Below are 24137 nucleotides of genomic sequence, written 5' to 3' on the forward strand. Positions count from 1 at the left end.
TTTAGATAACTTATTTTTGCAGTCGCAACAACAACTAAAATAATGAATACAATTAACGAAACAAGTTTTCAGTTTCCCAATCAAAAATCGGTTTACAAAGGCAAAGTAAGAGAAGTTTATAATATTAATGATGAACTTTTAGTAATGATTGCAACAGATAGATTATCTGCGTTTGATGTTATTTTGCCACGTCAAATTCCGTTTAAAGGTCAGATTCTAAATCAGATTGCTACCAAAATGATGAATGATACCGCAGATATTGTTCCTAATTGGTTACTTGCAAATCCTGATGAAAATGTAGCTATTGGTCATTTGTGTGAACCTTTTAAGGTAGAAATGGTAATTCGTGGATACTTGTCTGGTCATGCTGCTCGTGAATATAAAGCTGGTAAACGTTTGTTATGTGGAGTGGAAATGGTAGAAGGTTTGAAAGAAAATGATAAATTTCCAACACCTATGATAACACCATCAACCAAAGCAGAGAATGGTGAGCACGATGAAGATATTTCAAGGGAAGATATTTTAGCAAAAGGTATTGTATCTGAAGAAGATTATATCGTTTTAGAAAAATATACAAGAGCATTGTTTCAAAGAGGAACAGAAATTGCCGCAAAAAGAGGACTGATTTTAGTAGATACTAAATATGAATTTGGAAAAACGAAAGATGGTAAAATTGTGTTGATTGATGAAATTCACACACCAGATTCTTCTCGTTATTTTTATGCTGATGGATATCAAGAAAGACAAGATAAAGGAGAATCTCAAAAACAATTATCCAAAGAATTTGTACGTCAATGGTTGATAGAAAATGGTTTTCAAGGTAAAGAAGGACAACAAATACCTGAAATGTCTGATGAAAAAATCATCGAAATTTCAAATAGATACATAGAATTATACGAACAAATTACAGGAGAAGCTTTTGTAAAAGCATCAACAGAAAATGTGCTACAAAGAGTTAAAGAAAATGTGAATTCATTTTTAGCTAATAAAAACTAATATTATGATTATAGAACCAAGAGTAAGAGGATTTATATGTTTAACATCTCACCCAAAAGGTTGTGAGCAAAACGTAATCAATCAAATAGAATATGTAAAATCTAAAGGAAAGATAGAAGGTGCTAAAAAAGTATTAGTTATTGGAGCATCAACAGGATTTGGATTAGCATCAAGAATTACAAGTGCATTCGGCTCAGATGCTGCTACAATTGGAGTTTTCTTTGATAAACCTTCAAGTCCAGGAAGACCAGGTTCTCCAGGTTATTACAACACAGCAGCTTTTGAAAAACATGCTCATGCTGAAGGTTTGTATGCAAAAAGCATTAACGGAGATGCATTTTCTAATGAAATAAAAACACAAACCATCAACCTAATCAAAGAAGATTTAGGGCAGATTGATTTAGTTATTTACAGTTTAGCATCACCAGTTAGAACACATCCAGAAACAGGTAAGCGTTTCAAGTCGGTTTTAAAGCCAATAGGTGAAGTGTTTTCTAATAAAACGGTTGATTTTCATACTGGAAAAGTTTCTGAAGTTACTATCAATCCTGCAGAAGGAGACGATGTTGAAAATACAGTAACTGTTATGGGGGGAGAAGATTGGAAAATGTGGATGGATGCTTTAAAAGAAGCAGACGCATTATCAGAAGGAGCCACTACAATTGCCTATTCTTACATTGGTCCTGAGGTTACAAAACCTGTATATAGAAATGGAACAATTGGTGCTGCAAAAGATCATTTAGAAGCAACAGCATTTACCATTACAGACCATTTAAAATCTATAGGAGGTAAGGCGTATGTTTCTGTCAATAAAGCTTTAGTAACTCAGGCTAGTTCCGCAATTCCGGTAATTCCTTTATACATTTCTTTATTGTATAAAACCATGAAAGAAAAAGGTATTCATGAAGGTTGTATTGAGCAAATTCAGCGTTTGTATAGTGAACGTTTATTCGATGGTGATTTGGCTTTAGATGATAAAGGAAGAATAAGAATTGACGACTGGGAAATGAGAGAGGATGTACAAGCTGAAGTTGTAAAATTATGGGAAACTGCTTCTACAGAAAATTTACCAGAAATAGGAGATTTAGAAGGGTATAGTAATGATTTTTATAATTTATTCGGATTTAAAGTAGATGGAGTAAATTACGATGCAGAAGTTGATGAAATGGTTGAAATACCTAGTGAAGCATAGTATTTAATCAATATTTTAAAAACCTCACAAATATTTCTTTGTGAGGTTTTCTTTTTTAACTTAATAAAAAAAATAGAACTGATGAAAGCAGTAACTGTAAAACAATTAAAAGATGAACTTTCTTATAAATCTGCAAACGAATTAAAAGAATTGTGTTTGCATTTGTCTAAGTTTAAAAAAGAAAATAAAGAATTACTCACTTATTTGTTGTTTGAATCTCATAATGAAGAAGGATACATACAATCTATAAAAGATCAAATGGATGAACAATTTGAAGACATTAATACCAATAGTTTTTACTACATCAGAAAAAGTGTGAGAAAGATTTTATCAATGACAAAGAAGTTTATTCGCTATTCTAAAAAGAAAGAAACTGAAACAGAATTACTACTCTATTTTTGCAAGAAGTTAAAAGATTTTAGACCATCAATAAAAAGAAGTACAAGATTGCAAAACGTTTTTGATACCCAGGTTAGAATGATTAAAAAGGCAATTGATAAATTGCATGAAGATCTACAATATGATTACGAATTGGAACTTAACCAACTTTTAGATGAATAAAAAAAATAGACCAGTTTTAGAGAATTTAGTGAATTCTCAAACTACAGATATAGAGAGGTTTCAAAATAAAGTGATAAGGCCAATTATTAAAATGCAACACGAATTAGTAATTACGCTTTTTAAAGATTATTTGTTAAAAAAGAAAATCAATTTTAATTCATTTGCCAAAGAGAAAAAGATTCTTAAAATTCAATCGATTTTAAAAACTGATTCGAAATTTAAAACGTTATTATTAGGCTGTATTCTAGGTCATTTTTCAATAGAAGAATTAAAAACCTATATTTCTAAACCATCAGAATTTAATAAAAGAGTCAGTCAAATTATAGCGCAACGATTGATAGATTCTTTGTCTGAAATATAAAAAACCGCTGTTGAGAACAGCGGTTTTAACAATCAACCAAAAACTTCTTTTATGATTTGCGAAATAAATTCGCTTTATTTAGAAGTATACTTTAATATTATCTGATACAAAGATAGTGATTATTTGTTTAATAAAATGTTAAAATAATGAAACAAATATAAGTTGTTTTTATCATATTTATAATACTTTATTATAATTATTTTGGCATTACAACTGTGTCTATTGCATGTACAACTCCATTAGAAGCTGGAACATCAGTAATAATTACTGTAGAAGTATTTCCTTTTACGTCAGTTAATACAACTTTTCCATTTACAATTGAAGCAGTTAGTTTATTTCCTTGAACAGTTTTTATAACAAATTTATTATTGTTTGCTTTAATTGCCTTAATAACGTCTTTAGCAACAAATTTTCCGGAAATTACATGATAAGTTAAGATAGATGTTAATAATTTCTTGTTTTCAGGCTTTAATAAAGAAGCTACAGTTCCTTTTGGTAGTTTTTTAAAAGCACTATTTGCTGGAGCAAATACAGTAAAAGGGCCATCACTATTCAATACCTTTACCAAACCAGCAGCTTTTACAGCAGCTACTAAAGTTGAGAAATTTTCATTCGATGCAGCTACACTCACAATAGTATCATCAGTTTTTTTGGGGTCTGTGTTATTAGCTGTAATTGAGGTAGTGATTAATAATACGGCTAAAAGTGTTGGGATAATTTTTTTGAAATTCATAATTAATGTTTTAAGTTCCTTACAAAGGTAATTTTAATACGAACTCAAAACGTTTAATTAAAAGTTAAAAAAGTTAAACAATATATAAAATTTTAAGTTTGTTTTTTTTTAAGCAAAACAAACTTAAAAATTTACGTAAAGCTTTTTATTGTTTTATTTGGTGAGAGGAAAGTTTATTTCTGTGATAATAATTTCTTTTGATATTTTCCTTGAACGATATCAATTATAACTAAAACAGCAATTACAAAATAGAAAGTTGTTTTGCTCATTGGTACTATTTCTTCGCCAAAAATTTTGATATGCGCTAAATGTCCTCCTTCTGTAATTAACATTATACCAACTATAAATAGAATAAACAAACCTAATACCTCATACATTCTGTTTTTGGATAAAAATTCAGATATTTTATTGGCCATAAAAAGCATTAGTAAACCACTTACAACAATTGCAGCAGCCATTACCATAAAAGCAGTGTTCTCATTTTCAATTTCTCTAGTTAACCCAATAGCAGCTAGAATAGAATCGAAAGAAAAAACTAAATTCATCAGTACAATACTAAAAACAACAGCGTTAGAAGACTTAGTCCCTTTATCTGTTGCCATTTCATTTAGCTCCAATCCTTTTGTAGAAATCATATGCCAAATTTCTTTTATTGCAGTGTAAATAATAAAACCACCACCAATTAAAACAATAAGGCTATGACCATTAAAAGCAAATTCTACGATACTTTCTATTTCTCCAGTAAGAATGGTAAAAGGTTTTTGAAAATATTTAATCAGAGAGACTAATATAAACAGTAGAACAATACGTAATCCAATAGCAATGATAATTCCAACTTTTCTAACTCTCTTTTGATCTTTTAAAGGTGCTTTTTTTGATTCTAAAGAAATGTATAACAAATTATCAAAACCTAAAACAGCTTGTAATAGTATTAACATTATTAAGGTAAAAATAACTTGTAACATGGTTTTTCTATTTGATTAAGATGTCAAATATATTAAAGTAATATCTGATTTTTAAAGTAAATGTTTTATTAGAATACGAATACTCACAAATGCAATTAAAATGGCTGTAGCTTTTTTAATTTGAATCTGTGTAAAATGTTTATTACTCGTTCTATTTCCAATTTGACCACCAACAAATACAGTAATTAATAAGATAGTTGTTAGTTGCCAATTAATTGAAAATTCAGGATTCGAAAACTGTCCAAGCAAACCAGCAATAGAGTTTGCCAAAATGAAAACACTTGCAGTGGCTGCAATTTTTTTTGGAGTATTCCAACTTATAAGATGTAATAGTGGAGCTAAAAATATTCCACCTCCTATACCAATCATACCAGAAATAAAACCAACAATTCCACCAATTCCACTATTTTTTAAATTTTGTTTTGTGTTAATGGTGTCTGAATTGTAAACAAATTTTTTAGAAAACCACATAGTTATAGCAGCAAACAATAAGGTAAAACCCAAAAGAATAAAGAAAACTTCTTGGCTTATTTTTAAATAACCACCCAAGTATGCTAAAGGAATACTAGCAAGTATTAATGGAATAATCTTTTTCCATTCTATGTTGTTTTGTTTATGATACAAAAAGACATTACCTGAAACCACTACAATATTGCATAATAAAGAGGTTGCTCTAATTTGAGTAAACGCAATGCCCGTTAATGCTAAAATTGCTAAATAGCTGGACCCACCTCCAAAACCTACAGATGAATATAACACAGCAATTACAAAGAAAGCTAGCACAATAATCCAATTTTGCAATAATACATCAAGCATAATAAAACTTTATAAAATAAAAATAGTCTTTTATGATAAAATGCTTCTATTAGATTCGTAAAAATCTACTTAAATGTAAAACTTATTACATGACCTAAGTCATATTTTAATGTAAATGCTTTTAAAATCTTTGTAAATATTTTAATTATTGTACCAAAACCGCTTTTACATTATGAATTTTTTCAAAAAAAATATTATTCTTATTATAATTCTATTTTCAATTAATTTGTTTTCTCAAACATCACCAGATTACACAGGCGGATTCAAAATTAATTTTAACGAATCTGGCAAGAAATATTTAAGGATTATTTCTTGGGCTCAAGTACAGGCTAATTTTAACAATAATGCTCCTAACCAAGAATCAAAAACACAATTTAATCTAAGAAGAGCAAGAATATTGATGTATGCTCAAATAAATGATGATTTTCTAATTTTAACACATTTTGGGTTAAACAACTTAAAAGCAAATAATATGTCTCCAACAGGTTTGGCTCAAGAATCAGAATTGTTTTTTCATGATGTTTGGGTTGAATATAGATTGGTAAAGGGACTTACAGTTGGTGCAGGATTGCATTATTTTAATGGAATCTCTAGGTTAAATAATCAAAGTACATTAAATATTATGACATTAGATAACAATCGTCAATCTTGGTCAACATTGGGGCTCTCTGATCAATTTGTCAGGCATTTAGGTGTTTTTGCAAAAGGAAACCTAGGTAAACTACAATATAGAGTCGCTATAAATGATGCAGTAGTTAATGGTTTAGATAATAGAGCTGTAATTTCATCTAATGAGGCAATTTATGCAGGAGCTAACATGTTAGGTACTAAAACTGCTGGAAAAACGTATGCAGGTTATTTTGATTATCATTTTTTAGATCAAGAATCAAATAAATTACCTTTTAAAATTGGTACTTATTTAGGAACTAAAAAAGTTTTTAATTTAGGTTTTGGTTTTTTTGCTCATCCTAATGGGGCAGTGATTGCAGACAGTTCAAATAATATTGTTGGAGAAGATGTTTCTATTTTTGCTTTAGATGCATTTTATGATACTCCACTATCAGAAAAAGGAGATGCTCTTACAGCATATGCAGTATTTCAAGATAATAACTATGGTACAAATTATCTTTTTAACGCGTATGGTACAGGTAATATGTTTTACACACATTTGGGTTATGCTTTTGCTGGTGATGGAACAAAAACACGTTATCAGCCCTATATTTCTTACATGAATCACACCTATGATGCAACCTCAAATAGCAGAAGCAATTTAGGTTTAGGTATTAATGCATATTTTAGTAACAACAATGCTAAATTAACTTTAGAATACAGAAATCAGAATTTTGGAAGTATAACAGAAAATCTAGTTTCTTTACAAGCTATGATTTATTTATAATGCCAGTTTGCATCTTAAAATTGATAGTTAAGGGCTTATTCTACATGACTACAAAAGGTTTTATAATTATTTTAAGAGATGCTAAATTAATTGAAAATTCAGGATTCGAAAACTGTCCAAGCAAACCAGCAATAGAGTTTGCCAAAATAAATACACTCGCAGTTGTTGCAATTTTTTTTGGAGTATTCCAACTTATAAGATGTAATAGTGGAGCTAAAAATATTCCACCTCCTATACCAACCATTCCAGAAATAAAACCAATAAAACCTCCATAAGTTGCATTTTTCAAGGGGTTATTTTTTTTGTTTTTTTCATCAGAAGCAACTATCTTTTTAGATAACCACATTGTAATTGAGGCAAATAAAAGCGTAACTCTTAATAAAATAAAGAAAAATTGTTGACTTATTTTTAAATATCCCCCTAAGTAAGAAAGAGGAATACTTAAAACTATTAATGGAATTATTTTTTTCCAATCTATTTTTTTTGATGATGGTATAATAGTACATTTCCAGATACCACAACAATATTGCATAAAAGTGCTGTTGCTCTAATTTGTGGAAACGCAATTCCTGTTAATGCTAAAATGGCTAAATAACTAGATCCACCTCCAAAACCTTCAGAAGCATATAAAATTGCGACTATAAAAAATAGAAAAATGATGTGCCAAAATTGAATGATAGTTTCTAAAATCAAGAGAAATAATTGTAGTGGAGCATAAAATTTAAAAATAGAAAAATATATGCTAATATGATATAAAACCTCATTTTAATTTTATGAGTTGAATGATATTAACTGTGTTTTTAGTTAATTAACTGTAAAAATAGTTGTGTAACTAAAAATATAGTTATATTTTTGTGTGGATAAAATTTTACATCAATGGAAAAACTAACGAATAAAGAAGAAGAAGTAATGCATATTTTATGGACGCTTAAAAAAGCTTTTGTAAAAGATGTATTGGCAGAGATTAAAGAAGACAAACCACATTATAACACTCTATCTACAATTATTAGAAAACTAGAAGAAAAAGGTTATGTTGCTTATACTGCTTATGGAAAAACGCATCAATATTACCCAATTATACCTAAAGAAGAGTATCGTAAAGAATTTATGAATACCGCTATTGCAAATTATTTTAATAGTTCGTACAAAAATATGGTTTCCTTTTTTGCTAAAGAAGAAAAAATAAGTGAAGCAGAATTGCAAGAAATTATAGAACTCATAAAAAAGAAAAAGTAAGTATGGAATACCTATTAAAAGTATGTGCAATAACAACATTGTTTTACGTTTGTTATCTTTTGTTTTTACAACAAAAAACATTCTTTGAACAAAATAGATGGTTTTTGTTATTAGGAATAGTTACAGCACTAATTCTTCCATTAATAACAATTACAAACTCCGTAGAAAGAGTTCCAATTAGAGTTAATGAAATTGAAAGTTTTAGATTAACAGAACCTATACAGTTTATAACACCAGTAACTAATAGTATAAATGATTTACATATAGATGAAAGCATGCCTATAGATGTAAAAGAAGTTCTACAACTGATTTATGTTTTAGGAGTACTTTTTTTTACAATAAGATTTTTAATACAATTATCTTCGCTTTTACGTTTTATTTTTACATCTAAAAAGATAAAGAAAGGTCAATTTACTATTATTGAAAGAGTAAAAAAAAGTTCTCCTTTTTCATTTTTTAATTGGATTATTTATAATCCAAAAGACTACACAACAAAAGAACTCGAGCAAATTCTTATTCATGAGAAAGTACATGCTACTCAAAAGCATACTATAGATGTTTTGTTGATGCAGTTAAGTTGTATTATGTTATGGTTTAATCCATTTATTTGGTTGTATAACAGGTTAGTAAAGCAAAATTTAGAATTTATTGCAGACGCAAAAACACAAGAGCAACTTAACTGTAAGCAAACCTATCAATTCACTTTATTAAAAGAAACTGTTGTAGGAAAATATGCGCAGTTGAGTAATTTATTTTATAGTTCATTAATTAAAAAAAGAATCGTTATGTTAAACAAAGAAAAATCAAAAAAAATCAATTTTATCAAATACAGTTTTGTGTTGCCTTTATTGGCAGTGTTTTTTATGAATTTCAATATAAATGAAGTTTATACAAAAAATGAAAATGGAGATTATAAAGAGTTTTTATTTTTAAGTTCTTTTTCAGAGTCCGAAGTTCACGAATTTCAAGCAAAATTAGAAACACAAGGTTATGATTTTAAAATCAAAAAAATTAAACGAAATGATAAAAATCTAATTACAGGAATTTATTTTAATGTTTCAAAAGAAGAAGTTAGGGGAGAGTATAGAATGTTTTCTGGTAAAGTGTTAGGGTCAATTGCAATTCGACATTTTGAAAAAGAAAATAAAATGTTTATTCAACAACTAAGTTTTTTAAGAGCTTATGATTTGGTGTCAACTAATAAAAATACAGTTGAAATTATCATAGAAAAAGAAAAGGACACAAAGTATTTAGATAAATTAAAAAAAGATTTTAAAGAAAAATACGATGTTGATTTTACGTATGAAATAAACCAAACTTCAAATGCGACTTTTTCTTACCAATTTATTAATAATGATAAACTTGGTAATAAAATAAAAACAGCAATAGACAGAAAATTAGGTTTAAAGTATGATCCAGATAGAAAAATTTTAATTCAATATGGTTTTGATAAGGACGGAGATATCTCATATGGACGTGTTACTTACCTTAAACGTTATAAATCGTTTAGAATAATGAGCTATTATACTGATAATAGTTTAGAAAGAGCAGTTAAGAAATTTGAGAAGCAAAATATTACGATTGATTTTTTTAATGTGAAAAGAAATGAAAAAAATGAAATAACAGCAATTTCAATTATTGCAAATTCTAAAGAAGATATTATTACATATAATGTTGATAATAAAAAAGCAATACATCCAATAGCTATAAACTACGCTGATATTATTTTTAATATCGAATTAGCAGATCAATTTCAGTTAAAGAAGAGTTCAAAATAATACAAAGTCAAAAAATTAAATTAACCAATGTAAAAGTTATCTAAATTATAGTAAACTCAATTTTAAAGAATCAGTAAGAAGTTGTATTTTTCTAACATAATTAACTATAAATTTACAATTAGAAAATAATCTGATGAGCAACTATCATATTAAACACTTAGAAGAATACTATCAAGTTTACCGAAAATCAATAAGAGAACCCGAAAATTTCTGGGAAGAAATTGCAGAAGAACATTTTGTTTGGAAAAGAAAATGGGACGAGGTTTTAGAATGGGATTTTTCGAAACCAGAAATCAAATGGTTTGAAGGTGCCCAATTAAATATTACAGAAAACTGTATAGATAGGCATTTAGCCACAAGAGGAGATAAAACAGCCATTCTTTTTGAACCTAACAATCCAGAGGAAGAAGCCCAACATATTACTTACAATCAACTTTCAGAAAAAGTAAATCAGTTTGCTAATGTTTTGAAAGAAAATGGTATTAAAAAAGGAGATAGAGTTTGTATTTATGTACCAATGATTCCTGAATTGGCCATTGCAACTCTAGCTTGTGCAAGAATTGGAGCCATACATTCTGTAGTTTTTGCAGGTTTTTCAGCAACAGCTTTATCAACAAGAATTAACGATGCAGATTGTAAAATGGTAATTACATCAGATGGTTCTTACAGAGGATCTAAAACCATCGATTTAAAAGGTATTGTAGATGATGCTTTAGAATCTTGTGCTTCTGTAGAAACTGTTTTGGTGGCTAAAAGAATCAATTCAGATATCAACATGAAAGAAGGACGTGACAAATGGTTACAACCTTTATTAGACAAAGCATCCACAGTTTGTGAAGCTGAGGTTATGGAAGCAGAAGATCCTTTATTTATTTTATATACTTCAGGCTCTACAGGTTCTCCAAAAGGAATGGTGCACACTACAGCTGGTTACATGATTTATACAGCTTACACCTTTAAAAATGCTTTTCAATATAGAGAAAATGATGTCTATTGGTGTACAGCAGATATTGGTTGGATTACTGGGCATTCGTACATTGTGTATGGTCCTTTAGCAAATGGAGCAACTACAGTGCTATTTGAAGGTGTACCAAGTTATCCAGACTTTGGTCGTTTTTGGGAAATTGTACAAAAGCACAAAGTCAATCAATTTTATACAGCACCTACAGCTATTAGGGCTTTGGCAAAACATGGTACAGAATTGGTAGATAAATACGATTTATCTTCTTTAAAAGTACTAGGTTCTGTTGGTGAACCAATTAACGAAGAAGCTTGGCACTGGTATAATGATACCATTGGAAAAAAGAAAAGTCCAATTATAGATACTTGGTGGCAAACAGAAACAGGAGGAATGATGATTACGCCAATTCCGTTTGTAACACCAACAAAACCAACCTATGCAACATTACCATTTATTGGAATTCAACCTTGTTTGATGGATGAAAATGGGAAGGAATTAAAAGGAAATCAAGTAGAAGGTAGATTGTGCATTAAATATCCTTGGCCAAGTATGGCAAGAACCATTTGGGGAAATCATCAACGTTATAAAGAAACCTATTTTTCTGCTTATGAAAATGCCTATTTTACAGGAGATGGAGCTTTACGTGATGAAGTTGGCTATTACAGAATTACAGGTAGAGTAGATGATGTAATTATTGTTTCTGGCCATAATTTAGGAACTGCTCCTATTGAAGATGCAATTAATGAGCATCCAGCTGTAGCTGAATCTGCAATTGTTGGTTTTCCTCATGATATAAAAGGAAGCGCTTTATATGGTTATATTACTTTAAAAGATTTAGGAGAAAGTAGAAATCATGATAATTTAAGTAAAGAAATTAATCAGTTAATTTCAGATAAAATTGGACCTATTGCCAAATTAGATAAAATTCAATTTACAGAAGGATTGCCAAAAACGCGTTCAGGTAAAATTATGAGACGTATTTTACGTAAAATAGCCTCTAATGAAATGGATAATTTAGGTGATACAAGTACCTTGTTAAATCCAGAAGTGGTACAAAGTATTATTGATAATCGATTGTAGATTTTAAAAGTAAATGAAACCTCAAAAAAGATTACATATTTTGAGGTTTTTTTTGTCTATTTTTTTAGAAGCTATTTCCCGCTTTTCGTTGCAATCTTTTTTTTTATGCTGAACTTGTTTCAGCATCCGTAAATTTTTTAGCTGATACTTCTGTAAAAAGATCCTTTTCTTATCCAATAAAAAAAAGGATTTTCACTGCAATCGGGGCTAAGCTTATTTGCTAGCTTTTAGTAATTTTTTACTTATTTGGCTTAATTAAAATATTTTCTTTCTTTTTTTTTAGACCTCACAGGTTCTTGTACTCAATTGATTTTAGTATCTAAACCTGTGAGGTCTTTTTTATTGTCTTAACTTAGCAAATATGTCAGTTTTCTTTTCAATGGCATACAAATTGACAAGGATATTCATTCACAGTCTTAAAATAATTTATGCAACATCTTAAAGATTTAAATAAAGATAAAAAGAAATCTAAAGTAACTTTAAAACAAGCCTTTAAAGCCATTATTTGGCCAAGAAGAAACTTAGTTTTTTTAGGATTAATTCTAATAATTATAAGAAGTTTAGCTGGTTTTGTTTTGCCATTACAAAGTAAAGTGTTGATAGATGAGGTTGTACCTAATAAGGATTTTAGTCAGCTATATACATTAATATCAATTGTAATTGGCGCAATTTTAGTTCAAGCAATTACTTCATTTTTATTAACAAAAGTTTTAAGTATTCAAGCCCAATTTTTAATTTCAGAATTAAGAGCTCAAGTGCAAAAGAAAGTTTTAACATTACCCATTCGTTTTTTTGATAACACAAAATCTGGAGCTTTAGTTTCTAGAATTATGAGCGATGTAGAAGGAGTTAGAAACTTAATAGGAACAGGTTTAGTACAATTAATTGGAGGTTCGTTAACGGCAATTATCACTTTAGTTATTTTATTAAAAATGAATGTTTGGATGACACTTTTTACGTTTGTGCCATTATCAATCTTCGGATTAATTGCTTTAAAATCTTTCAAATATATTCGACCTATTTTTAGAGCAAGAGGAAAAATAAATGCAGAAGTAAAAGGGCGTTTAACAGAAACTTTAGGTGGTATAAGAGTTATAAAAGCTTTTAATGCAGAAGAACAAGAAAGTAAAATTTTTGAAAAAGGAGTAGCTGACATTTTTACGAATGTTAAAAAAAGCATGACAGCAACTGCAATAATGACAAGTTCATCTACTTTTTTAATAGGTTTGGCAACAACAGGAGTAATGGGAATTGGAGGTTATTATATGATTCAAGGTACTTTAACTTTTGGAGACTTTATTCAATTTACATTTTTGTTGGCGTTTATGGTTGCTCCAATTGTACAAATGAGTAATATTGGTAGCCAACTTACAGAAGCTTTGGCAGGTTTAGACAGAACCGAAGAATTGATGAACATGACTGCTGAAGATGATGACAAAGACAGAACAATAGCGTTAAATAAAATTAACGGAGAAGTTGTTTTTGATAATGTTTCTTTTGCATATGAAGAAGAAAAAGAGGTGTTGCATAACATCAATTTTAAAGTTCCAGCAGGCTCTGTCACTGCTTTGGTTGGAAGTTCTGGTTCAGGAAAATCTACAATAGCTGGTTTATCAGCAACATTTTTAAATCCAAATTCTGGTACAATTACTATCGATAATCAAGATCTATCAAAAGTAAAATTATCAAGCTATCGTAAACATTTGGGTGTGGTTTTACAAGACGAATTTTTATTTGAAGGAACTATTAGAGAAAACATTCTATTTCCAAGACCAAATGCAACTGAAGAGGAATTACAAAGTGCTGTAAAAGCAGCGTATGTAAATGAATTTACAGACAGATTTGATAATGGTTTAGATACATTAATTGGAGAAAGAGGTGTAAAATTATCTGGTGGTCAGCGTCAACGTTTAGCAATTGCAAGAGCTATTTTAGCAAACCCAAAAATTATCATTTTAGATGAAGCTACTTCTAGTTTGGATACAGAAAGTGAGTCTTTAATTCAAAAAAGTTTATCAAAATTGGTGAAAGACAGAACTAGTATAGTTATTGCACACAGATTAAGTACCATAAAAAAAGCAGATCAAATTTTAGTAATTGAAGCTGGAAAAATAGTAGAAAGAGGAACTCACGAAGAATTGATTGCTTTAGAAGGTAGATATTTTGATTTGTTTACCTATCAAGCAAAAATATAAGTATAAAATTTTCTTATTTTTGTAAGCATATCTTTTATAAATCGACCTTTTAAAAAAATAAATTAAATGAAAAAACTACTTTTACTGTTAGTTATTCTAGTTGCAGTTTCCTGTAAAAACGAATCTAAAAATAAAGTTAAAGAAGTAAAAGGAACAACTTCTACAAAAGAACATTTTCCAGGTGAACTTGCAAAAGTTTTTGAAAAACATGGAGGAATTCATACTTGGAGAAAAGCACAGATTTTATCTTTTAACAAAGGGGAAGAAGTACATACTGTAGATTTACAGACAAGAAAAACAGTTATTAATACTCCAAATTATTCGTTAGGTTTTGACGGAAAAGAAGTTTGGTTGGATGAAGAAAAAGAAGGAAACTATAAAGGAAATCCTACCTTTTATTACAACCTCTATTTTTATTTTTATGCAATGCCATTTGTACTAGCAGATGACGGAATTATATATGAAAAAGCAGATAGTTTAGTTTTTGATGGAAATAAATATCCTGGTTATAAAATATCTTATAAAGCTAATATAGGGACTTCACCAGATGATAATTATATCATTTATTACAACTCAAAAACCTATCAAATGGAATGGTTAGCCTACACAGTTACGTTTAAATCTAAAAAACCTTCAGATAGATATAATATCATTAAATATGGTAAATGGGAAAATGTAAACGGATTAATCTTGCCAAAAGAAATTACATGGTATAAAAAAGATGAAAATGGAGTTCCAACAGAACCAGCAAGACCCGCAACAGAATTTACGTTGCCATTGGTAAGTGAGGGGAAATTGGCAGATTCTTTTTACGCAAAACCAATCAAATAAGTCTGTGTTTTGTCATATCGACCATGTTAATAGGTCTTTATGGTTAGCTTTTTAATTGGTCTATAATTTTATCATAAACCATACAATAATAATTATGAAACCTTGAAAGCAAAACGTTTTCAAGGTTTTTTGTATCTCTTAAAACTGATAAATCAAAGAGTTTGATGTCTTCAACTTCTTCTTTTTGAATGATTAATTTTTGAACAGGAACTTTTAATTCTGCAATAAAAACATGATGATGTTCATTATCTTGAATACCGTTTTTATGTTTTACTTGATGAATTCTTGTACCTATTTTGATGAGGTCATTTTCTTGAAGTTCTAATCCAATTTCTTCAAAAACCTCTCTTTTAGCCGCAGATAAAATAGATTCTCCAGCAGCAATATGACCTGCTACAGAAATATCCCACAATCCAGGAAATACTTTTTTAGTCAAAGCTCTTTTTTGAAGCAGAATTTTTTCATCCTTAGTAAACAACCAAATATGAACAGTAGCATGAAACCATCCATTTTTATGAGCTTCAGATTTTAAAGCCGTTTTTCCTGTTGGTTTTCCTTCTGGAGTTAAAATGTCTATCAGTTCATCCATAGTAATAAATTACGAGTTATGAATTACGAATTTTTAAATTCGTAATTCATAATTTCAAGTTCGTAATTATCTATTCAAAATAAGAAAATGTTTCTCCGTCTTTGATATTTAACAATGTCTCGTAAATCATTTTAATTACATTCTCTACATCATCTCTATGCACCATTTCTACAGTGGTATGCATATAACGTAAAGGCAAAGAAATTAACGTTGATGCAACTCCACCATTGCTGTAAGCAAAAGCATCAGTGTCTGTACCTGTTGCTCTAGAAAGCGCAGAACGTTGAAAAGGAATATTATTTGCTTCTGCAGATTCGATTACTAAATCTCTTAATTTTTGTTGAACAGCAGGCGCGTAAGCAACTACAGGTCCTTTACCAATTTCTAAATGACCTTCTTTTTTCTTGTCAATCATTGGTGTTGTAGTATCGTGTGTTACATCAGTTACAATAGCCACATTGGGTTTAATGGTTTGTGTAATCATTTCTGCTCCACGTAATCCAATTTCTTCTTGAACTGCATTGGTAACATATAAACCAAAAGGCAATTCTTTATTGTTTTCTTTTAATAAACGAGCAACTTCTGCAATCATAAATCCGCCCATTCTATTATCTAAAGCTCTACATACAAATTTGTCTCCATTTAAAATATGAAATTCATCAGGGTACGTAATTACACACCCCACATGAATACCTAGTTTTTCAACTTCTTCTTTAGTTGCACAACCTGTATCTATTGTGATATTATCTGGTTTTGGAGCTTGCTCATTAGATTTGTCTCTAGTATGAATTGCTGGCCAACCAAAAACACCTTTTACAATTCCGTTTTTGGTATGAATATTTACCACTTTACTTGGTGCTATTTGATGATCTGAACCACCATTTCTAATCACATAAATCAATCCATTATCAGAAATATAATTCACATACCAAGAAATTTCATCTGCATGACCTTCAATAACTACTTTGTATTTTGCATCAGGGTTAATAACTCCAACAGCTGTACCATAAGTGTCAGTGATAAAAGTATCTACATACGGTTTTAGGTAGTCCATCCAAATTTTTTGTCCTTCCCATTCGTAACCAGTAGGAGCTGCATTATTTAAATATTTTTCTAAAAATTCTAACGATTTTTCGTTTAAAATTGATTTTTCTGCCATTATAAAAGTTTAAAGTGAAATGTTTAAAAGTTTCAACTTGTTCCTGTTTTTTTCTTTTGAAAAAGAAGAAATAAAAAATACCACGAACAAGTTGACGCTTCGAACGTAAAAATAAAACGAATTTTCAGCAAATCCATAAAAAAAATCACAAAAAAGTGTAACAAAAGTTCTTATTTTTACACTTATCTCAAAAGTAAAAAAACTAAAACCAACAATATGAAGTTAGTAATTGAAAATTTAACCAAGACTTATAAAAATGGCGTAAAAGCAATTGATAATTTAAGTATTGAAATAGGTACAGGAATGTTTGGTTTGTTAGGACCAAATGGTGCAGGAAAATCATCATTAATGAGAACTATAGCTACATTACAAAGTCCAGACTCAGGTTCAATTACTTTTGGTGATATCGATGTTTTAGAAGACAATATGTCGCTTAGAAAAGTGTTAGGGTATTTACCACAATCTTTTGGAGTATATCCAAAAATGTCTGCAGAAGACTTATTAGATTATTTTGCAACGTTAAAAGGAGTTTCTAATAAATCTGAACGAAAAGCGATTATTAAAGAAGTGTTAGAAATTACCAATTTGTATGATGTAAGACGTAAATATGTTGCGGGTTATTCTGGTGGGATGAAACAGCGTTTTGGAATTGCACAATTGTTGTTGAACAATCCGAAATTAATTATTGTTGATGAACCTACAGCTGGTTTAGATCCTGCAGAAAGACATCGTTTTTTAAATGTTTTACGTGAAGTAGGTACAAATTGTACTGTTATTTTTTCTACTCATATTGTTGAAGATGTAAAAGAGTTGTGTAATGAAATGGCAATTTTAAATGGAGGAAAAATTTTAAAACACACTACACCACAAGAAGCTACAAAAGAAATTGAAGGAACAATTTGGACTAAGACAATACAAAGAGATGATTTAGAAATGGAAGAGAAGAAGTTTAGTATTTTATCTTCTAATTACAATCAAGATAATAGTTTAAATATTAGAGTGCATTCAGAAGAAAAACCATCAAGAGAGTTTATGCCAGCTAAACCACAGTTAGATGATGTTTATTTTATGGCATTACAACAAGATGAACCAGTTTTAACTAGTCAAGGAGTATAGTTTATGAATTTTAAGTTGAATTAAAAGCTTCAATTCTAAGATTCAAAAAAAATTACTCAAAACTCATCATTTAAAACATATTAAAAATGTTCTCAACTATTTTCAAGTACGAATTAAATTATTGGTTTAAAAGACCAGCTTTCTATATTTATGTATCAATTTTTTTAATTTTAGCCTTTTTTTTAGCAGCAGCATCTGCAGGTTTTTTTGATTCAAATACAGCTACTACTGGTTCATCAAGAATTGTAAATTCACCAATTAACATTTATGGTAATTTTAGTTTACTAACTATTTTTATATTTTTTTTATTTCCATCCATTATTGGGGTATCCATTTATAGAGATTATAAGAGTGAAATGCACACCATTTTGTATTCTTACCCGTTTACAAAAGCCAACTATTTATTTGCTAAATTTTTAAGTGCAATTACTGTGGTTTCTTTAATTGTATTATCAATTGCATTGGGTATGATTATCGGATTTCGTTTTCCTGGAACAAACCCAGATATTGTTGGTGAGTTTAATATAACTACCTATTTACAAGCTTATTTAGTGTTTATTTTACCAAATGTATTATTTTTTGGGGCTATTGTTTTTGGGGTTGTAACCTTTACAAGAAACGTAGCTGCAGGTTTCATAGCAGTAATCATTTTAATGTTTGGACAAGGTGTTTTAGAAAGTGTTTTAACGGAACCAGATCAACTAGGTCTATTGGCTATTTTAGATCCTTTTGGAGCAGCAGCATCCAATTATTATACAAAGTATTGGACCATGTCAGAGCAAAATGAATTACAGGTTCCAATTAAAGAAATGATCATTTACAATCGTTTATTATGGTTAGGAGTCTCAAGTTTAATTTTTGGATTGGTCTATAAGTTTTTTGCTTTTAGCCAGAATGCAATTTCAATTTCTTTTAGAAAAACTAATGGAGAAAGAGTTACAAAAACCAATTTTAGCGGAATTACTAAAATTGTTTTACCTAAGGTGAATTATAACTTTTCTTTTGTTCAGAATTTAAAAACAATGTGGAAACTCTCCAACATCGATTTTAAATACATTTTTAAAAGTTGGCCTTTTATTTCTATTGTTTTAGTTGGTTTGATTTTACTCTTAGTTACGCTTTTTAATAGAGGAGAAATCTTCGGAACTAAAACCTTACCAGTAACTTGGCAAATGTTAAGTGGTGGAAGAATTTTTGGACGATTAGCAATCAATGTATGTACCTTCTTGTATGCTGGTATGTTGGTGCACAGGGCAGGAATTGCAAGAGTTAATCATTTGGTTGATGCAACTCCAATTCCAAATTGGACCTTACTATTCTCTAAAGTAATTGCTTTAGTAAAAATGCAATTGGTTTTATTGAGTGTTATTATGATATCTGGTGTGTTTTTTCAAGCGTATAAAGGATATTATAATTTTGAAATTGGTCATTATTTTACAGAATTATTTTTTCTTGATTTTTTAAACTTATTAGTTTGGGCATTTTTATCCATCTTTTTACAGACGTTAATTCGAAATCCTTATTTGGGTTTATTTATCCTTTTGGTAATTGCAATTGGTACACCATTTTTAACTTTTGCAGGGATAGAACTAGCTATCTTTAAGTATAATGAGGGGCCAGGATATAGCTACTCTGATATGAATGGTTATGGAATCTTAACACCTTATTTGACCTATAAAATTTATTGGATTTTATGTGGATTGATACTACTAGTTGTTTCATTTTTGTTTTGGGTTCGTGGAATTCCAAATTCATTTTCAGAGAGAGTTTCAATAGCTATATCAAGATTAAAAGGAGTCGCAGCAATACCTTTAGTTGTTTTTTCTGTAGCTTTTTTAGCACTAGGGTTCTCAATTTATCAAGAAACTGGGGCAAAGGGCAAAAAAACATCCTCTAAACAAGCAGAGTTAAATGCGGTAAAGTGGGAAAAGACTTATAAAAAGTATGAAAGTTATGCTCAACCAAGAATAGTTGCTGTAAAAACAACGGTAGATATTTTTCCTAGAGAAAGGTTGTACAATGCAACTGCAAATTATACAATGGTAAATAAAACAGATAAACCTATTGATAGTGTGTTTTTAAACCATAATTCGTTAGAAAGCAGTTTCAAATTCAACAAATCAAATTATTTAGTTTTAGAGGATACTATTCTAAATTTTGATATATATAAGTTCAAAAAACCAATTTTACCAGGTGATACTTTAGAGTTGGCAATTGCTGTAAAAAGTAACAAAAACACTAATTTTAGAAAACGTTCACCAATTAGAGAAAACGGAACATTTATAAATAATTTTCAGATGTTTCCTACTTTAGGTTATTCAACTCAGGGAGAATTAACAGATAATAAAACCCGTAAAAAATACGATTTACCTCCAAATAATTTACGTCCACATCCATCAGATTCTACAGCTTTGGGTGATACGTATATTTCAAAAGATTCAGATTGGATTGATTTTGAGGCAACCGTTTCTACATCTAAAGATCAAATAGCTATTGCACCTGGATATTTGCAGAAAGAATGGACAGAAAATGATAGACGCTATTTTCATTATAAAATGGATAGTAAAATCTTAAATTTCTATGCGTTTAATTCTGCGAAATATCAAGTTAAAAAAGAAATGCACAATGGTATAAGTTTAGAGATATTTTATCATAAACCACATACTTTTAATTTAGATAGAATGATGAAAGGGATGAAGGCATCCTTAGATTACAACGCTAAGAATTTTAGCCCTTATCAGCATAAACAAGCTAGAATTATCGAGTTTCCAAGAACAGCAGGTAGTTTTGCACAATCATTTCCTAACACAATTCCGTTTTCAGAAGGTGTTGGTTTTATTGCAGATGTAGATGAAACCAATGAAGACGGAGTAGATTATCCTTTTGCAATAACAGTGCATGAAGTAGCGCACCAATGGTGGGCACATCAAGTTATTGGAGCTGATGTTTTAGGAGCAACAATGTTATCTGAAAGTTTATCAGAATATGTAGCTTTAAAAGTTTTAGAGCATGAGCATGGAAAAAACAAAATGAGAAGGTTTTTAAAAGATGCATTAGATGATTATTTGATACAAAGAACTTTTGAAACAAAAAGAGAAAAACCACTAATGTATAATGACGGACAAGGTTACATTCGTTATCAAAAAGGTTCTTTAGTTTTTTATGCGATGAGTGATTATATTGGCGAAGAAAACTTAAATAGAGCTTTAAAACGATATGTTGAGAAGGTAAAGTTTCAAGAACCACCTTACACTACTTCTATAGAAATGGTTAATTATATAAAAGAAGTAACTCCAGATTCTTTACAGTACTTAATTAAAGATATGTTCGAAACCATAACATTATATAGAAATAGGATAGTAAATACTAAAACTAAGGAATTAGAAAATGGAAAATATGAAGTAGAAATTGAGTTTGAAGTCTCTAAATATAGAAATGATGAAAAAGGAAAGCGTTACTATGGAGAGCAAATAGGAGATACCTTAACCTATAAAACTGATAAGATGAAAAAACCAGTTTTATCTGTTCCATTAGCTGACTATATTGATATCGGAATATTTACTGAAGAAGAGATTGATGGGAAATTAAAAGAAAAAGTATTGTATTTAGAAAAACATAAAATCACCAAAATCAATAATAAAATTAGTATTACAGTTGATGAAAAACCTACAGAAGTTGGTATTGATCCGTACAATAAATTAATCGATACTAAGTCTGATGATAACAGGCGTAAAATGTGACGACATATTTTTAAAACAACTATAGTTTAAATGAAAAAACCACTACAATTGTAGTGGTTTTTTTGTTCTAAATTAATAGATATTACTTTTTTATTTATTGTTAATTATCAGTTATTTTAGGGGGCTCCAATAATTAGGGGGATAACACTAAATAAGTTTGTTTAATATGTATTGATTTAGGGGTTAAAAGGTATAATTGTTTCCAATTACATCACAAATGTAAAAACAAATTCCTAATATCACAAATAGTTTTCCTTTTTTTTTAAGAAAAAGTCAAAAAAACAATTCTAATAAATTAAAAATCAGACAATTGTGTTTTGGTTTTGTTTTGTGTCAAAAATTAAAACAATTAGGCCTATAATCAATATAAAAACAGCAGAAGCAAAAAGTAAGCCACCATCACCATTATGTTCAATTCCAATTTTTGTTAAATGAGACAGAATTGCTCCGCTCATTAAACCTACTGTTAATAAAGCGCCAATCCATATTTTTTTAGGAACAAATAATAAGAGAGCTGCAATTAACTCTAGAACACCAGTACCAATCCTTAGAAATACTTCATTTTCTCCTGCTAATTTGGTAAACAAATTAATGCTCTCTTGAGCGCCACCAAATTTGTAGAATAACGTTTGCAGCATAATAAGTGCAGCAATAAGTTTCAATAGAAATATGATTTTTTTATTCATTGTTGGATGATTTAATTTTTTAGACGATAAAGCAATATTCTACTTACAAACTCATAAATTTGTTTAAAATTCTTTTGATGAAAAAAACAATTCCTTTTTTATTATTTGCTGTTTTGTTTTTTGCTTGTCATCAATCGAATAAGACAAGTATAGTTTTTTTGGATGAACATGTTATTCAAGACTCCATGCAGTTTAAAAATTCAATACTTGGTGGTTTTTCAGGAATAGACTATGCAAATAATTCTTTCTACTTAGTCGTTGATGATGCTGAAAAACCAAGATATGTTAAGGCGAATATTGTCATTCAGTCAGATAAAATTAAAAATATTAAATTTAAAAATGTTGTGTTTTTATAAGATTCAACTTCTAATTTCTATCATGAAAATGCTTTAGATTTGGAATCTATTTTTGTTGATGAAAAAGAAGTGGTTTATTTAGTTAGTGAAGGTTCTATCAGAAAAAACAAATTACCATCAGTTTTTAAAATTAATATAAAAGGAGAATTCTTAGACAGTTATCAATTACCAAAACATTTAAAAAATCTTAAGAATATTAAACAAAATGCTGCTTTTGAGGCGTCATCAAAAAGTATTAATAAAGATGGGTTTTGGGTTGCAATGGAAGGGGTTTTACATGCAGATGGTGAAGAGCCAACTTTTCAAAAAACAGCTTCACCAATTAGAATTACTTATTTTGATAAAAAGACTAAAAAAGCGACCAAACAATTTGCGTATCAATTAGAACATATTACCAAACCTGCAAAAGGAAATATTAATTTAAATGGAGTTACAGCTCTATTAGAATATAAAGAAAATCATTTTTTAATAGTAGAAAGAATTTACCAAAGTGGTTATGGAGCTTACGGAAATATTGTTCAAATTTTTGAAGCTGTTATTGATGATGAATCTACAAATGTTTTAGAAATAGATTCTTTAAAGAACACCAGTTTTATTCCTTTAAAAAAGAGATTAGTTTTTAGTTTCGAAGATATTAGAAGTCAATTAAATGATGGAATAGTAGATAACATAGAGGGAATTACATTTGGACCAAAACTATCAAACGGAAACCAATCTTTAGTGTTAGTTGCTGATGATAATTTTCAGATTTATGGAAAACAAATCAATCAGTTTATTTTATTAGAAATCGAAAATAAATAATCAGTATTTTTACCAAAAACATTTTTGCATTGATGAATCTTACCAAATTAAAAGAAAAAAATATACGAAGACAATTCAATAAAAAACTTTCTAATTCAAAAGGTCAAACCGTTAATTCTCAAAAAATAATTCAATCAGTAGGGATTTTAACTACTGATGAGATTTCTTCAAAAATGGATATACTAAAAGAATTAGAAACCATTTTGGGAGTAAGAAATGTGAAAATGTATAGCTATAGAAAATTTAATAAAACAGATGAAGAGAGTTTTAAGCATTTTTCCGAGAAAAACATCAACTGGAAAGGGGAGTATGTGCAAGAAAATTTCCAAAGTTTTTTAGAACAACCTTTTGATTTGTTAATTGGATATTTTAATACCAGTCACTTGTATTTAGAGTGTGCTGTATTGCAATCTAATGCTCGTTTTAAAGTAGGTTTCTCAAATGTAAACTCAGACCTGTATCAAATGGAAATATCAAATAATTTAGAAGAAATAAAATCATTTTTTACAGAGTTAAAAAAGTATCTTATTATCTTAAAAAAGATAAAAAATTAAACGTAAAGGTTAAAGTTGTTTATTCTTTTTAAGTT

21 protein-coding genes and 1 pseudogene are annotated in these 24137 nt (G+C 29.2%); 14 read left to right on the plus strand and 8 right to left on the minus strand.

Annotation, left to right across the window (positions count from 1 at the left end; translation table 11 throughout):
- The first annotated feature begins 42 nt into the window (after nt 1–42).
- From FP421_RS04810 to FP421_RS04825, 4 genes are all read left to right on the plus strand, one after another.
- Complete coding sequence (locus tag FP421_RS04810) at nt 43–996, plus strand: phosphoribosylaminoimidazolesuccinocarboxamide synthase (RefSeq protein ID WP_159948150.1); 954 nt, start codon at nt 43–45, stop codon at nt 994–996.
- Between the two features lie 4 nt (nt 997–1000).
- The gene (fabV, locus tag FP421_RS04815) at nt 1001–2188 is read left to right on the plus strand and encodes an enoyl-ACP reductase FabV (protein ID WP_159948152.1); all 1188 of its coding nucleotides are present in this window, start codon (nt 1001–1003) and stop codon (nt 2186–2188) included.
- A gap of 81 nt (nt 2189–2269) precedes the next feature.
- Nucleotides 2270–2749, plus strand: coding sequence for a hypothetical protein (locus FP421_RS04820; RefSeq protein WP_159948154.1), 480 nt, complete (start codon nt 2270–2272; stop codon nt 2747–2749).
- The gene (locus FP421_RS04825; RefSeq protein ID WP_159948156.1) at nt 2742–3110 is read left to right on the plus strand and encodes a glyoxalase; all 369 of its coding nucleotides are present in this window, start codon (nt 2742–2744) and stop codon (nt 3108–3110) included. Before FP421_RS04820 ends, FP421_RS04825 begins: the two co-directional genes overlap by 8 nt.
- Before the next feature lie 196 nt (nt 3111–3306).
- On the opposite strand, the gene FP421_RS04830 is transcribed toward FP421_RS04825, so the two are convergent.
- The 3 genes from FP421_RS04830 to FP421_RS04840 form a co-directional block, all read right to left on the minus strand.
- The gene (locus FP421_RS04830; RefSeq protein ID WP_159948158.1) at nt 3307–3843 is read right to left on the minus strand and encodes a fasciclin domain-containing protein; all 537 of its coding nucleotides are present in this window, start codon (nt 3841–3843) and stop codon (nt 3307–3309) included.
- A gap of 173 nt (nt 3844–4016) precedes the next feature.
- The gene (locus FP421_RS04835; RefSeq protein WP_159948160.1) at nt 4017–4808 is read right to left on the minus strand and encodes a TerC family protein; all 792 of its coding nucleotides are present in this window, start codon (nt 4806–4808) and stop codon (nt 4017–4019) included.
- Nucleotides 4809–4859: 51 nt separating this feature from the next.
- A complete protein-coding gene (locus FP421_RS04840) occupies nt 4860–5624 on the minus strand; it encodes a sulfite exporter TauE/SafE family protein (RefSeq protein WP_159948162.1) in 765 nt (254 codons plus the stop codon).
- A 172-nt stretch (nt 5625–5796) separates the two neighbouring features.
- Here FP421_RS04840 and FP421_RS04845 point away from each other — a divergent pair, with 172 nt between their 5' ends.
- A complete protein-coding gene (locus FP421_RS04845) occupies nt 5797–7020 on the plus strand; it encodes a hypothetical protein (protein ID WP_159948164.1) in 1224 nt (407 codons plus the stop codon).
- A 40-nt stretch (nt 7021–7060) separates the two neighbouring features.
- Here FP421_RS04845 and FP421_RS04850 read toward each other — a convergent pair whose 3' ends face one another.
- Together FP421_RS04850 and FP421_RS15195 are read right to left on the minus strand one after the other, a co-directional pair.
- Nucleotides 7061–7552 carry a sulfite exporter TauE/SafE family protein gene (locus tag FP421_RS04850; protein ID WP_236548037.1) on the minus strand — a complete coding sequence of 164 codons (492 nt, stop codon included), beginning with the start codon at nt 7550–7552 and terminating at the stop codon, nt 7061–7063.
- Entirely contained in the window at nt 7495–7713 is a 219-nt protein-coding gene (locus tag FP421_RS15195) for a hypothetical protein (RefSeq protein ID WP_236548038.1), read from the minus strand. Before FP421_RS15195 ends, FP421_RS04850 begins: the two co-directional genes overlap by 58 nt.
- A 183-nt stretch (nt 7714–7896) precedes the next feature.
- On the opposite strand from FP421_RS15195, the gene FP421_RS04855 reads away from it, so the two are divergent.
- The 5 genes from FP421_RS04855 (at nt 7897) to FP421_RS04875 (ending at nt 15101) form a co-directional block, all read left to right on the plus strand.
- Nucleotides 7897–8256 carry a BlaI/MecI/CopY family transcriptional regulator gene (locus tag FP421_RS04855; protein WP_159948166.1) on the plus strand — a complete coding sequence of 120 codons (360 nt, stop codon included), beginning with the start codon at nt 7897–7899 and terminating at the stop codon, nt 8254–8256.
- Nucleotides 8257–8258: 2 nt separating this feature from the next.
- Entirely contained in the window at nt 8259–10034 is a 1776-nt protein-coding gene (locus FP421_RS04860; protein WP_159948168.1) for a M56 family metallopeptidase, read from the plus strand.
- Between the two features lie 130 nt (nt 10035–10164).
- Nucleotides 10165–12075 (plus strand): acetate--CoA ligase, encoded by a 1911-nt coding sequence (acs, locus tag FP421_RS04865; RefSeq protein ID WP_317163321.1) that lies wholly within the window; start codon nt 10165–10167, stop codon nt 12073–12075.
- 428 nt (nt 12076–12503) lie between these two features.
- Nucleotides 12504–14270 carry an ABC transporter ATP-binding protein gene (locus FP421_RS04870; RefSeq protein WP_159948172.1) on the plus strand — a complete coding sequence of 589 codons (1767 nt, stop codon included), beginning with the start codon at nt 12504–12506 and terminating at the stop codon, nt 14268–14270.
- A gap of 66 nt (nt 14271–14336) precedes the next feature.
- Entirely contained in the window at nt 14337–15101 is a 765-nt protein-coding gene (locus FP421_RS04875) for a DUF6503 family protein (RefSeq protein WP_159948174.1), read from the plus strand.
- 43 nt (nt 15102–15144) lie between these two features.
- Here FP421_RS04875 and FP421_RS04880 read toward each other — a convergent pair whose 3' ends face one another.
- Together FP421_RS04880 and FP421_RS04885 are read right to left on the minus strand one after the other, a co-directional pair.
- Nucleotides 15145–15690: an NUDIX hydrolase gene (locus tag FP421_RS04880; RefSeq protein ID WP_159948176.1), complete on the minus strand. Its 546-nt coding sequence runs from the start codon at nt 15688–15690 to the stop codon at nt 15145–15147.
- Between the two features lie 70 nt (nt 15691–15760).
- On the minus strand, nt 15761–16849 hold the full coding sequence (locus FP421_RS04885) for a M42 family metallopeptidase (protein WP_159948178.1): 1089 nt from the start codon (nt 16847–16849) through the stop codon (nt 15761–15763).
- Nucleotides 16850–17065: 216 nt separating this feature from the next.
- Here FP421_RS04885 and FP421_RS04890 point away from each other — a divergent pair, with 216 nt between their 5' ends.
- Both FP421_RS04890 and FP421_RS04895 read left to right on the plus strand, forming a co-directional pair.
- Complete coding sequence (locus FP421_RS04890) at nt 17066–17965, plus strand: ABC transporter ATP-binding protein (protein ID WP_159948180.1); 900 nt, start codon at nt 17066–17068, stop codon at nt 17963–17965.
- Nucleotides 17966–18051: 86 nt separating this feature from the next.
- Complete coding sequence (locus tag FP421_RS04895; protein ID WP_159948182.1) at nt 18052–21705, plus strand: ABC transporter permease/M1 family aminopeptidase; 3654 nt, start codon at nt 18052–18054, stop codon at nt 21703–21705.
- A 302-nt stretch (nt 21706–22007) separates the two neighbouring features.
- Here FP421_RS04895 and FP421_RS04900 read toward each other — a convergent pair whose 3' ends face one another.
- Nucleotides 22008–22391, minus strand: coding sequence for a DoxX family protein (locus tag FP421_RS04900; RefSeq protein ID WP_159948184.1), 384 nt, complete (start codon nt 22389–22391; stop codon nt 22008–22010).
- A gap of 185 nt (nt 22392–22576) precedes the next feature.
- Between FP421_RS04900 and FP421_RS04910 the strand changes: the two are divergent.
- Together FP421_RS04910 and FP421_RS04915 are read left to right on the plus strand one after the other, a co-directional pair.
- Nucleotides 22577–23548: pseudogene (locus FP421_RS04910) on the plus strand (esterase-like activity of phytase family protein).
- Between the two features lie 32 nt (nt 23549–23580).
- Nucleotides 23581–24102 carry a DUF6913 domain-containing protein gene (locus tag FP421_RS04915; RefSeq protein ID WP_236548039.1) on the plus strand — a complete coding sequence of 174 codons (522 nt, stop codon included), beginning with the start codon at nt 23581–23583 and terminating at the stop codon, nt 24100–24102.
- Nucleotides 24103–24137: the final 35 nt, after the last annotated feature.

Source organism: Polaribacter septentrionalilitoris (assembly GCF_009832745.1).
In the GTDB taxonomy this organism is placed as follows: domain Bacteria; phylum Bacteroidota; class Bacteroidia; order Flavobacteriales; family Flavobacteriaceae; genus Polaribacter; species Polaribacter septentrionalilitoris.

Bases quoted from the DNA above. Each gene is read 5' to 3' on its own strand.
- FP421_RS04810 (WP_159948150.1), top strand. From the start codon at position 43: ATGAATACAATTAACGAAACAAGTTTTCAGTTTCCCAATCAAAAATCG.
- fabV (WP_159948152.1), top strand. From the start codon at position 1,001: ATGATTATAGAACCAAGAGTAAGAGGATTTATATGTTTAACATCTCAC.
- FP421_RS04820 (WP_159948154.1), top strand. From the start codon at position 2,270: ATGAAAGCAGTAACTGTAAAACAATTAAAAGATGAACTTTCTTATAAA.
- FP421_RS04825 (WP_159948156.1), top strand. From the start codon at position 2,742: ATGAATAAAAAAAATAGACCAGTTTTAGAGAATTTAGTGAATTCTCAA.
- FP421_RS04830 (WP_159948158.1), bottom strand. From the start codon at position 3,843: ATGAATTTCAAAAAAATTATCCCAACACTTTTAGCCGTATTATTAATC.
- FP421_RS04835 (WP_159948160.1), bottom strand. From the start codon at position 4,808: ATGTTACAAGTTATTTTTACCTTAATAATGTTAATACTATTACAAGCT.
- FP421_RS04840 (WP_159948162.1), bottom strand. From the start codon at position 5,624: ATGCTTGATGTATTATTGCAAAATTGGATTATTGTGCTAGCTTTCTTT.
- FP421_RS04845 (WP_159948164.1), top strand. From the start codon at position 5,797: ATGAATTTTTTCAAAAAAAATATTATTCTTATTATAATTCTATTTTCA.
- FP421_RS04850 (WP_236548037.1), bottom strand. From the start codon at position 7,552: ATGCAATATTGTTGTGGTATCTGGAAATGTACTATTATACCATCATCA.
- FP421_RS04855 (WP_159948166.1), top strand. From the start codon at position 7,897: ATGGAAAAACTAACGAATAAAGAAGAAGAAGTAATGCATATTTTATGG.
- FP421_RS04860 (WP_159948168.1), top strand. From the start codon at position 8,259: ATGGAATACCTATTAAAAGTATGTGCAATAACAACATTGTTTTACGTT.
- FP421_RS04870 (WP_159948172.1), top strand. From the start codon at position 12,504: ATGCAACATCTTAAAGATTTAAATAAAGATAAAAAGAAATCTAAAGTA.
- FP421_RS04875 (WP_159948174.1), top strand. From the start codon at position 14,337: ATGAAAAAACTACTTTTACTGTTAGTTATTCTAGTTGCAGTTTCCTGT.
- FP421_RS04880 (WP_159948176.1), bottom strand. From the start codon at position 15,690: ATGGATGAACTGATAGACATTTTAACTCCAGAAGGAAAACCAACAGGA.
- FP421_RS04885 (WP_159948178.1), bottom strand. From the start codon at position 16,849: ATGGCAGAAAAATCAATTTTAAACGAAAAATCGTTAGAATTTTTAGAA.
- FP421_RS04890 (WP_159948180.1), top strand. From the start codon at position 17,066: ATGAAGTTAGTAATTGAAAATTTAACCAAGACTTATAAAAATGGCGTA.
- FP421_RS04895 (WP_159948182.1), top strand. From the start codon at position 18,052: ATGTTCTCAACTATTTTCAAGTACGAATTAAATTATTGGTTTAAAAGA.
- FP421_RS04900 (WP_159948184.1), bottom strand. From the start codon at position 22,391: ATGAATAAAAAAATCATATTTCTATTGAAACTTATTGCTGCACTTATT.
- FP421_RS04915 (WP_236548039.1), top strand. From the start codon at position 23,581: ATGAATCTTACCAAATTAAAAGAAAAAAATATACGAAGACAATTCAAT.